Below are 10,118 nucleotides of genomic sequence, written 5' to 3' on the forward strand. Positions count from 1 at the left end.
CTCGGAATCACCCACTGACCAGCCACAACGACTTTGCCGGGGCCCTGGCGCCTAGCGCAAGGAAGGGGGCCTTCATGTACTGGGGTAGGTGTGAAGGTCGAGTTTCCTCGGCTGAGCCGAGGGAAGGGGTCCTTCATGCGCCGCCGTTGCGACTTGGGGGACGCTGAGTCCGTCAAGGCGTCCTTCACAGCACTGCGATCCCCGGCTCGGCCGCCAGATTCGCCACGCCACCCTGCCTTACCCCTCACTAGCCCTAACCGTGCTTACCCTCACGACCCAGTGGCTTTGGAAGGCGGGGGCAGGGAACGCCTTGGAAGGTGTCGCCGGGATCGGCTGAACGGTCGCCCACCCCGTGTCGCCAACGCTGGAAGGAATGCTTGCTGGCCAGGGCAACGGCTCCACCGCGACGACCTTACTTGGCCGAGCGCGACGCACCGGCCCACTCGCGGCTACGGGTGGCGGTCCGCCTGGTCGGCGAACACCCGCACCGCCTCGTTGATCGCCGCGCACCGGGCGCTCCGGACGGCTTCGGTCAACGGCCGCAACGCCTCCGCGCGTTGATTGACCGCCGACGCCGAGAGCGCGCCACCCGGGTCGTCGGACTCCGCGATCGCCAGGATCGCGGCGATCTCCTCGGACCGCTGGAGCACCCGGAGCGACCGGCCGGGCATCCCGGCAGGCCACGGCGCGTCGGTGGCCGACCGCAGGCGTGCCGAAAGTTCCGCACGCACACCACGGCGGTCGCTGGCGACATCGAGGGATTGCAAGGCGCCGGCACTCGCGCGGATCGCGTCGGTCAGGCCGTGCTCGGCCTCACCCAGCGGCCGGTACTCGAGGACACCCGGTGTGGGCACGGAGTACACGGTCCACCGCATCAGGCCTTCGGCGATCACCTCCGGGACCAGGCCGTAGCCGAAATCCGGCAACAAGACGGCCTCGCCGGTCCGCAGCGCGGCCTCGGTGAACAGGCCGCCACCACCCAGACCGCGGACGTCACCGGGCACCGGCAGGAGCAACTGCATGCTTTTCGCGCCCTGTGAGCGCAGAGCCAGCAGCAACTGCACCGGAGTCGCCGCACGGTTGAACGCGAGCGGCAAATCGAACGCCTCCGCGGCCGCGGCATCCGCGGCGACGACGTCATGGGCCTCGCCCCAGACGAGGAGGGCGTCAAGGACGTCGTCGGAGGCGGCGGCTCCGTTCAGCCACGCCGAAGACCAGACCGCGAGGGTCGCACTAGGACGGCACACTGGGTTTATTTTAGTCGTGCGTTGACGGAAACCTTCCGCAGGGCGGTGTCTTTTCGGGCCGTGCGCTGAAGCCCGCCGGTCCATTCCGGAGCCGCCGGACCCTTGACCTTGGTCCGGCGCCTTCGGTTTCAGCAGGCCCTGGTGGAAGGCCTCGGCGACGCCGGTCGCTCACCCGAGCTTCCCGTGGATGTTCAGCAGAGGGGACTTCACCGTCGCTTCCGTAAGGAACAACTGTGCCGCGGACTCCCTGTCAGGCCGTGCGCCCGGCGGCGAACAACGATCGCAGATGTCCGCCGTTGGCGATCACCGCGATGCCGATCAGGACGAGCCCGCACAGCCCTTGTTCGACCCGCATCCACACGGGCAGGAAACCGGGCAGCGAGATCAAGACCGCGATCGCCACCACCATGGCGGCGGACGCGATCCGGAGGCGAAGGTAGGCGCCGCGGCGGCCGCGGGTGGTGCCGAGTACGAACACGAGCATCACCACCGACGCGATGAGGACGCCCTCGCCGCGGACCCACACGATGTCGTTCACGAGATCCGGCCGGTCCCGCCACAGGTAGGCGACGAGGAGGGCGAGCACGCTGATGCCGATGTAGCACGAGACGAGCACCTTCATCCGCACGAAGGCCGTGCGGCTGCGAGGGTGGCCGAGGTCGTCTTCCGGCACCGGTGGTTTGCGCGTTTTGGGCATGCGTCCAGCCTCCCGTGCGGGCACCCGGTTCCACATCAACCGATTACCCGAAAGTTCCCATCCACCGATCGGTTGATGCCCGACCTGGCGCTCTCAAGCTCACCACGGGGCGGTCGCCGCCCGGTTTGGAAGTCGACCGCTGACCGGGCCGGTCAGCGGGTCAGCCGCAGCAGGTAGCTGATGTCCCGGTCGAAGGTGAGTTCGCGCAGGATCGTGGTCGGCCGCCCGTCCGCCATCCGCCAGACGAAGGTGTAGAGCACTGGCTCGCCGTCCTTGACCCGCCGCATCATGATCGCGGCCTGGTCGCCGAGGTCGGTGGTGGCCGGGAACGTGACATCGTCGACGGACTCGCCGATGCGCCGCCCTTGCTCGCGCAGCGCGCGGAAGCGGTCCATGAACTGGTCTTTGGTCAGGGTGATCGCCTGCCCTGCCTGATCGACCCGCACGTTCTCGAAGCCGGGGTCATACAGTCGGTCCAATGCGTCGATATCCATGGCCAGTCCGGCCTTGAGATAGGTCCACATGCCGTCCACGAGTGCCTGATTCATGACCACATCTCTCTCTATAACGTCATTATATTGAGCCGAATGTAACACAGTTATAGAGTGAGGGGCATGGACGCGGAGACGATCGTCGGCCAGGGCCTGGCGTTGCTGAAGCAGGAAGGGCTGGCCGGTGTGACCTTTCGCAAGCTCACCACCAGCCTTCAGATCAAGGCGCCCGCCATCTACTGGCGGTTCAACGACAAGCGCGAGCTGTTGGAAGCCATGGCCGAGGGGATGCTCCGGAAGGAGTTCGGCGAGCTGGCGCCGATGCCGCCTGGCCAGGACTGGCGGCCGTGGCTGCGCGAGATGCTGTGCGGTCTGCGTCGCGCCATGCTCGCTTACCCCGACGGCGCCCGGGTGGTGGCCGGTGCCCGGCCGCCGAATACGCCCACCCTCGCCCGCATCCCCGAATTCGGGCTGCGCGCGCTGGAAGACAGCGGACTGTCCCTGCCGGAGGCGGCCACCATCGTCTACACCGCCGTCCACTACACCCTCGGCCACGTCATCGAGGAACAAGATTCCGCCGACGCCCAGCCCACCGAGGAGTTCGCGCTGGCCTACCCGACCGTGGCCCGCACCATGAACGAGGGACGCCGCATCGGCTTGACCGCCACCGACATCTTCGACGCGGGCTTGTCCCTGATCATCGGGAAGCGGTGACCGGAGCAGTCATCACCTGGAGTTGGTACACGTCGACGGAACGACGATCGCGAAGTAGCGTCGAACGGGTGAACGATGTTCCCGCAAATCTGCCCCGGACCGCCGGGGACCTTCGCGCGGCGGGCCACCTGCCGCGTTCGATCAAACAAGAGTTGCACGACAACCTGCTCGTCAAGCTCCGTGCCGGGGAAAACGCCTGGCCCGGGATCGTCGGTTTCTCGCGCACCGTGCTGCCGCAGCTGGAACGCGCGCTGCTGGCCGGGCATGACGTCGTCCTGCTCGGTGAACGCGGCCAGGGCAAGACCCGGCTGTTGCGCACCCTTCCGGGACTCCTCGACGAGTGGACGCCCGTCATCGAGGGTGCCGAACTGACCGAGCATCCGCTCGACCCGATCACCCCGGAATCGCGCCGCCGCGCCGCCGAACTCGGCGACGCCCTGCCGGTGACCTGGCGTCACCGCGACGAGCGCTACACGGAGAAACTGGCCACACCGGACACTTCGGTCGGCGACCTGATCGGCGACGTCGACCCGGTGAAGGTCGCCGAGGGCCGTAGCCTCGGCGATCCCGAGACCATCCACTTCGGACTCGTCCCGCGTGCGCACCGCGGCATCGTGGCGATCAACGAACTGCCGGACCTCGCCGAACGCATCCAGGTCGCGTTGCTGAACGTGATGGAGGAACGCGACATCCAGGTGCGCGGCTACACTCTGCGCCTGCCGCTGGACGTACTGCTGGTGTCGACCGCCAACCCGGAGGACTACACCAACCGCGGCCGCATCATCACCCCGCTCAAGGACCGCTTCGGCGCCGAGATCCGGACGCATTACCCACTCGACGTCGAATCCGAGATCGCGGTCGTGCGGCAGGAGGCACATCTGGTCGCCGAGGTCGGCGAGCCACTGCTGGAGGTGCTCGCCCGGTTCGTGCGGAACCTGCGCGAATCGCCGGTGATCGACCAGCGTTCCGGCGTGTCGGCCCGGTTCGCCGTCGCGGCGGCGGAAACCGTGGCCGCGGCGGCGTTGCGCCGGTCCGCGCTCACCGGCGAGGAGCCCGCGGTCGCGCGTCCGGTCGACCTCGACGCGGTGCCCGGCGTGCTGCGCGGCAAGCTCGAATTCGAGCCGGGGGAGGAGGGACGCGAGACCGAACACCTCGTGCACCTGCTGCGTCGCGCGGTCGCGGAGACGGCCCGGTCCCGGTTCGCCGGGCTGGACCTGCTGCCGCTGGCCGACGCCGTCGAGGACGGACACCTCGTCACGACCGGCGAACGTGTCCCCGGCAAGGACGTCCTCGCCGCGCTGCCGGAACTGCCCGTGCTCCACGACGTCGCCGCACGAGCGGGCGTCGGCCCGGACGAACCGGCGGGGCGGATCGCGGCCGCGGTCGAACTGGCGCTGGAATCCCTGTTCCTGTCGAGGAAACTCGCCAAGGACTCGGACGACACCACGACCGTCTACGGCCGATGAGCGCCGTCCCCGAGGGCTATTCGTACGGGCCGTGGCACGACGGCCCGGACCCGCTGGCGCCACCCGCGGACCTGCGGGACGCGTTGGACGAGATCGGCCGCGACGTCATGGCGGGCGCCTCGCCCCGATCCGCACTGGAGGAACTGCTGCGGCGCGGGACCCCGCGCACCGCGGGCCTGGACGAGCTGACCCGGCGGCTCTGGCAGCGCCGTTCGGAGATCCAGCGCCGTCACCGGCTCGACGGCACGCTCCAGGAGGTGCGGCAACTGCTCGACCAGGCGCTGGAGGCCGAGCGGCGCGAGTTGTTCCCCGATCCGGACGACGACGCGCGCTTCCGCGAAGCGCGGCTCGACGCGCTTCCGCCGGGGACGGCGGCGGCCGTGCGCGAACTCGCCCAGTACGACTGGCGTTCGCGGCAGGGCAGGGAGAACTACGAAAAGATCCGCGACCTGCTCGGGCGTGAGCTGCTGGATTCGCGGTTCGAAGGGATGAAGGAAGCACTCCAGAACGCCGGCCCGGAGGAGGTCGAGCGGGCGGGCAAGATGCTCGCCGACCTCAACGATCTGCTGGCCGCGCACGCGCAAGGCCGCGACGACGTACCCGAGCGGTTCGCCGAATTCATGCGTGAGCACGGCGAGTTCTTCCCGGAGAACCCGAAGAACGTCGAGGAGCTGATCGACGTCCTCGCCGCCCGCGCCGCGGCCGCACAGCGGATGCTCAACTCGATGACCCCGGAGCAGCGCGCCGAACTCGCCGAACTGTCGCAACAGGCGTTCGGCGATCCCCGGCTCGCGCAGCAGCTGTCCACTTTGGACTCGCAGCTGAAGGCCCTGCGGCCAGGGGAGGACTGGACGTCTTCGGAACGCTTCCGTGGCAACGATCCGCTCGGTCTCGGCGAAGGCGCCAAGGCGATGTCCGACCTCGCCGAACTCGACGCGCTGGCCGAACAACTCGGCCAGTCCTATCCCGGCGCGCGGCTGGAGGACATCGACGTCGACGCGCTCGAACAGCAGCTCGGCCCGGACGCCGGTGTCGATGCCCGGCGGCTGTCCGAACTGGAACGCGAGCTCCGGCGGCAAGGCCTGTTCGAACGTGCACCCGACGGTACGCTTCGCCTGTCTCCCAAGGCTTTGCGACGGCTGGGGGAGACGGCGCTCGCCGACGTCGTGAACGCGTTGCGGGGCAAAGCGGGCCAGCGGGAGACCGAATCGGCCGGTGCGGCGGGTGAGCCGACCGGCGCGACCAGGCCGTGGCGCTTCGGGGACATGCAGCCCTGGGACGTCTCCAGGACGGTCCGCAACTCCGTGCTGCGATCGGTCTCGGTCGGCGAGCGGTCGGTCCGGATGGACGTCTCCGACGTCGAGGTGATCGAGACCGAACACCGGTCGCGCGCGGCCGTGGCGTTGCTCGTGGACACTTCGTGGTCGATGGTCCAGGAGGACCGCTGGCTGCCGATGAAACGGACGGCGCTCGCACTGCACCAGCTGATCAGCACCCGGTTCCGCAACGACGCGCTCCAGCTGATCACCTTCGGCCGCTACGCCACGTCGGTCGAACTGGCCGAACTCGTGGGCCTGGAAGGCGCATGGGAGCAGGGGACCAACGCCCACCACGCGCTGCTGCTGGCCGGACGGCATCTGCGGCGGCATCCGGACGCGCAGCCGGTGGTCCTGATGGTCACCGACGGCGAGCCGACAGCGCATCTGGAACCCGACGGCACGGCGGAATTCGACTACCCGCCGCAGCCGAGGACGCTGCTCAAGACACTGTCCGAAGTGGACCGGATGGCGAAGCTGGGCGCGTCGGTGACGGTGTTCCGGCTCGGTGACGACCCGCGGCTGACCGCGTTCGTCGACCTGATCGCCCGGCGCTCGGGCGGGCGGGTCGTGGCGCCCGATCTGGACGGGCTCGGCGCGGCGGTGGTCGGGGACTACCTGCGGACCAGGAAGCGGTAGGTCAGCGGCCGGTCACCTTGATCCTGGCACCTTTGGCCGGTTCCAGGGTGATCGGCCGCGACCGGATCCGTTCCGGGCGAGCGTGTTCCGGGATGACGGTGAACCGGCCGAACAGCTCTCGCAGCACGATCGTGGCCTCCATCAGGGAAAAGCCGGCGCCGAGGCACCGGCGGGCACCGCCGCCGAACGGCAGCCAGCTGCCGGCGGGAGGCGAGCCGTCGAGGAACCGTTGCGGCCGGAAGAGCCTCGGATCGGGGTGATGGCCGTCCTCACCGTGGACGACGATGATCGACGGCATGACGTCGAACCCGGCCGGGATCCGATAGCCGCCGATCTCGACGTCCTCGGTCACTCTCCGGACGACTTCGCCGATGACCGGCCGTAGCCGCATCGCCTCCTTGATCACCGCTTCGAGTGCCTTGTCGTCGCCGTCATCCGCCGCACGCGTGGTGAACGCCGCCTGCTCGGGATCGCGGGAAAGCTCGTGCAACGCCCAGGCCAGCGCGGTCGCGGTGGTCTCGTGCCCGGCGAGCAGCAGGGTGACCAGCTGGTCACGCAGCTCCACGTCGGACAGTTCGTCCCCGTCGGCGGGCACGGTGAGCAGGCGTGACAGGACGTCGGTGCGCTGATCGAGGTCGGCCGCCTGGCGCCGCTCGGAGATCTCGGCGTAGAGAAGCTCGTCGACCCGGGTCTGCCGTTCGGCGTACGTGCGCCACGGCCGGTAGCGCCGCAGACGCGGGTTCTGCCAGCCGGTCACCTGGACCAGACCGATCTCCACCAGATGCCCGATCTGCAGCCGGAGCTCGTCGAGCCGCGGCCCTTCGGCGACACCGAACACGACCCGCAGGATGATCTCCAGGGTCAGCGCGCGCATCCGGTCATGCGAACCGAAGGCCCGGTTCTCCGGCCAGCGGTCGAGCTCGGCCCTGGTCAGCCCGGTCATCATGTCGTGGTACCCACGCAGCGCCGCCCCGTTGAACGCGGGCATGAGCAGCTTCCGCGCGCGGAGATGCCGATCCTCGTCGGTGACCAGGATGGAGTGGTCGCCCATCAGCGGCTTCAGGATGACGTTGCCCTCGCCCGCGTGGAAGGTGGTGACCGGTCCGGAGAACACCGTCTTGATGTCTTCGAGGTCGGTGAGCATGACGATGTCGCGGTGCGGCGCGAACCTCAGCCGGACGACGGATCCGTAGCGGCGTTCGAGCAGCGGGAGCATGTGATGCCGGAGGTTGCCGATGACGAGTGTCTGTACGAGGCCGGGCATCGGGGGCCCGGGTGGAAGCGACGTCGACACGGTGGTTCCGGCTCTCCCCATAAGTCGTTTCTACGCGCGGCCGGGAGCGCCGTCCACCTACGCTGGGCCGATGGGGTACCCGGTGGGGAAGGTCGCGGCGTTGTCCGGCGTCACCGTGCGCACACTGCACCATTACGACGAGATCGGCCTGCTGTCGCCGAGCGGGCGGACCAGTGCGGGCTACCGGAGCTACAGCGACGACGACCTCGACCGGCTGCAGCGCATCCTGTTCTACCGCGAACTCGGGTTCGGCCTCGACGCGATCGCGAAAGTCGTCGACGACCCGGACGTCGACGCGCTCGAACACTTCCGGCGGCAGCGGGCGCTGCTGGCGGAGCGGATCGGCGAGCTGACGCGGATGGCGGAATCCGTCGATCGGGTGATCCGGGCGAAGGAGGTCGGTGGGGCGCTGACGCCGGAGGAGAAATTCGAGGTCTTCGGCGAGTTCCGCGAACCGGAGGGCTACCCCGAGGAGGCCGTCCGGCGGTGGGGCGACACCCCGCAATGGCGGGCCGCGGCCGTGCCACTGTCCAAGAAAGAATGGGTCGAGGCGGAGAAGGCGCGCCAGGACTGGGTCCGGCGGCTGCTCGCCGTCGTCGATTCCGGCGCTCCCGCGGACGACGTCCTGGCGATGGACCTCGCCGAAGAGCACCGGCTGATGATGGCCGCGTTCCTGGGGGACTGCGCGCATCCGGTGCAGCGCGGAATCGCCGACCTCTACGCCGCCGAACCGGTCCAGCTGGGGTTCCTGGTGCGTGAGCCGGACCAGCGCCCAGGCCTCGGCGAGTACATCCGGGACGCCGTCCACGCCAACGCCGACCGGGCCGGGAAAGAGCGAGTTCGGTTACTCCGGCCGTGTTCTCTTCCCACCGGACGAGAACGGCGCGCCTGCTCCGCTTACAGTCGGGGTATGCAGACTTGGTCATCGGTCGACGTGCCCCGTATCCCCGGCACCCCCCGTCCGCTGCGGCTCCACGACACCGCGACGGGGCAGATCCGCCCCACGGCGCCCGGGTCCACCGCCCGGATGTACGTCTGCGGCATCACGCCGTACGACGCCACCCATCTGGGGCACGCCGCCACGTATCTGACATTCGACCTGGTGAACCGCCTGTGGCGCGACGCCGGGCACGACGTCCACTACGTGCAGAACGTCACGGACATCGACGAGCCCCTGCTCGAGCGCGCCCAGCGGGACAAGGACGACTGGATCGTGCTGGGCATGCGTGAGACCGCGTTGTTCCGTGAGGACATGACCGCGTTGCGGGTGCTGCCGCCGCGGCAGTTCGTCGGGGCGGTGGAGAGCATCCCGGAGATCGTCGAGGTCATCGCCAAACTGCTGGCGAACGGCAGCGCGTACCGCGCCGACGACGCGGAGTACCCGGACATCTACTTCGACCACAACGCGACCGGGCACTTCGGTTCCGAGTCGAACTACGACGCCGAGACGATGGCGAAGTTCTTCGCCGAGCGCGGCGGCGACCCGGACCGGCCAGGCAAGCAGCATCCGCTCGACGCGTTGCTGTGGCGGATGGCGCGGCCGGGTGAGCCTTCGTGGGAGTCCGAACTGGGGGAGGGACGGCCCGGCTGGCATATCGAGTGCAGTGCGATCGCGGTCAACCGCCTCGGCCTCGGCTTCGACGTCCAGGGTGGCGGTTCCGACCTGATCTTCCCGCACCACGAGTACAGCGCCGCGCACGCGGAGGCCGTCGCGGGGGACCGGCCGTTCGCACGCCACTACGTGCACGCCGGGATGATCGGCCTCGACGGCGAGAAGATGTCGAAGTCGCGCGGGAACCTCGTGTTCGTCTCGCGGCTGCGTGCCGACAAGGTCGACCCGGGCGTGATCCGGCTCGCGTTGTTCGCCGGCCACTACCGTTCGGACCGGCCGTGGACCGCGCAGCTGCACGCGGAAGCCGAAGACCGGCTCGCCCGGTGGCGTGACGCGGTGTCCCTCGGCACCGGCCCGGCCGCGGAGGACACGATCGCCCGCCTCCGCGACCACCTGACCGACGACCTCGACACGCCCAAGGCACTCGCCGCCGTGGACGCCTGGGTGGAGGAGGCCTTGAACCGCTCCGGCACCGATCCGGCCGCTCCCGGGCTGATCCGGAACGCGGTCGACGCTCTGCTGGGCATCGAGCTTTAGAAGCGCCCTGCTCGGTAGCGAGCTCAAGAAACGTCATGAGGGGTCCCCATAGGACAGATTTCGTCCTATGGGGTCCCCGCAAGGGACAAGGGGGCCGCCGATAAA

Annotated in this window: 8 protein-coding genes and 1 pseudogene; 5 read left to right on the forward strand and 4 right to left on the reverse strand. The window is 69.3% G+C overall.

Going from position 1 to position 10,118, the window contains the following annotated elements; genetic code table 11:
* Window positions 1–449 precede the first annotated feature (449 nt).
* From AB0M65_RS37690 to AB0M65_RS37700, 3 genes are all read right to left on the reverse strand, one after another.
* A complete protein-coding gene (locus tag AB0M65_RS37690; protein ID WP_364039271.1) occupies window positions 450–1,247 on the reverse strand; it encodes a hypothetical protein in 798 nt (265 codons plus the stop codon).
* A 250-nt stretch (window positions 1,248–1,497) separates the two neighbouring features.
* Entirely contained in the window at window positions 1,498–1,944 is a 447-nt protein-coding gene (locus AB0M65_RS37695) for a hypothetical protein (protein ID WP_364039274.1), read from the reverse strand.
* A gap of 152 nt (window positions 1,945–2,096) precedes the next feature.
* Window positions 2,097–2,492: a hypothetical protein gene (locus tag AB0M65_RS37700; protein ID WP_364039277.1), complete on the reverse strand. Its 396-nt coding sequence runs from the start codon at window positions 2,490–2,492 to the stop codon at window positions 2,097–2,099.
* Between the two features lie 66 nt (window positions 2,493–2,558).
* Here AB0M65_RS37700 and AB0M65_RS37705 point away from each other — a divergent pair, with 66 nt between their 5' ends.
* From AB0M65_RS37705 to AB0M65_RS37715, 3 genes are all read left to right on the forward strand, one after another.
* Window positions 2,559–3,149 carry a TetR/AcrR family transcriptional regulator C-terminal domain-containing protein gene (locus tag AB0M65_RS37705; protein WP_364039280.1) on the forward strand — a complete coding sequence of 197 codons (591 nt, stop codon included), beginning with the start codon at window positions 2,559–2,561 and terminating at the stop codon, window positions 3,147–3,149.
* Between the two features lie 68 nt (window positions 3,150–3,217).
* A complete protein-coding gene (locus tag AB0M65_RS37710) occupies window positions 3,218–4,615 on the forward strand; it encodes a sigma 54-interacting transcriptional regulator (protein WP_364039283.1) in 1,398 nt (465 codons plus the stop codon).
* Window positions 4,612–6,570, forward strand: a complete 1,959-nt coding sequence (locus tag AB0M65_RS37715) for a VWA domain-containing protein (protein WP_364039286.1) — start codon at window positions 4,612–4,614, stop codon at window positions 6,568–6,570. Before AB0M65_RS37710 ends, AB0M65_RS37715 begins: the two co-directional genes overlap by 4 nt.
* 1 nt (window position 6,571) lies before the next feature.
* On the opposite strand, the gene AB0M65_RS37720 is transcribed toward AB0M65_RS37715, so the two are convergent.
* The gene (locus AB0M65_RS37720) at window positions 6,572–7,885 is read right to left on the reverse strand and encodes a cytochrome P450 (RefSeq protein WP_364039289.1); all 1,314 of its coding nucleotides are present in this window, start codon (window positions 7,883–7,885) and stop codon (window positions 6,572–6,574) included.
* A gap of 49 nt (window positions 7,886–7,934) precedes the next feature.
* On the opposite strand from AB0M65_RS37720, the pseudogene AB0M65_RS37725 reads away from it, so the two are divergent.
* Both AB0M65_RS37725 and mshC read left to right on the forward strand, forming a co-directional pair.
* A pseudogene (locus AB0M65_RS37725) lies at window positions 7,935–8,666 on the forward strand (MerR family transcriptional regulator); the annotation flags it as partial.
* Between the two features lie 108 nt (window positions 8,667–8,774).
* A complete protein-coding gene (gene mshC, locus AB0M65_RS37730) occupies window positions 8,775–10,013 on the forward strand; it encodes a cysteine--1-D-myo-inosityl 2-amino-2-deoxy-alpha-D-glucopyranoside ligase (RefSeq protein ID WP_364039292.1) in 1,239 nt (412 codons plus the stop codon).
* The last annotated feature ends 105 nt before the right edge of the window (window positions 10,014–10,118 follow it).

The organism is Amycolatopsis sp. NPDC051071, assembly GCF_040682875.1.
Taxonomy (GTDB): domain Bacteria; phylum Actinomycetota; class Actinomycetes; order Mycobacteriales; family Pseudonocardiaceae; genus Amycolatopsis.

Excerpts from the sequence above, each read along its gene's own strand:
- AB0M65_RS37705 (WP_364039280.1), top strand. The coding sequence starts at position 2,559 with ATGGACGCGGAGACGATCGTCGGCCAGGGCCTGGCGTTGCTGAAGCAG.
- AB0M65_RS37700 (WP_364039277.1), bottom strand. The coding sequence starts at position 2,492 with ATGAATCAGGCACTCGTGGACGGCATGTGGACCTATCTCAAGGCCGGA.
- AB0M65_RS37720 (WP_364039289.1), bottom strand. The coding sequence starts at position 7,885 with ATGGGGAGAGCCGGAACCACCGTGTCGACGTCGCTTCCACCCGGGCCC.
- mshC (WP_364039292.1), top strand. The coding sequence starts at position 8,775 with ATGCAGACTTGGTCATCGGTCGACGTGCCCCGTATCCCCGGCACCCCC.
- AB0M65_RS37695 (WP_364039274.1), bottom strand. The coding sequence starts at position 1,944 with ATGCCCAAAACGCGCAAACCACCGGTGCCGGAAGACGACCTCGGCCAC.
- AB0M65_RS37715 (WP_364039286.1), top strand. The coding sequence starts at position 4,612 with ATGAGCGCCGTCCCCGAGGGCTATTCGTACGGGCCGTGGCACGACGGC.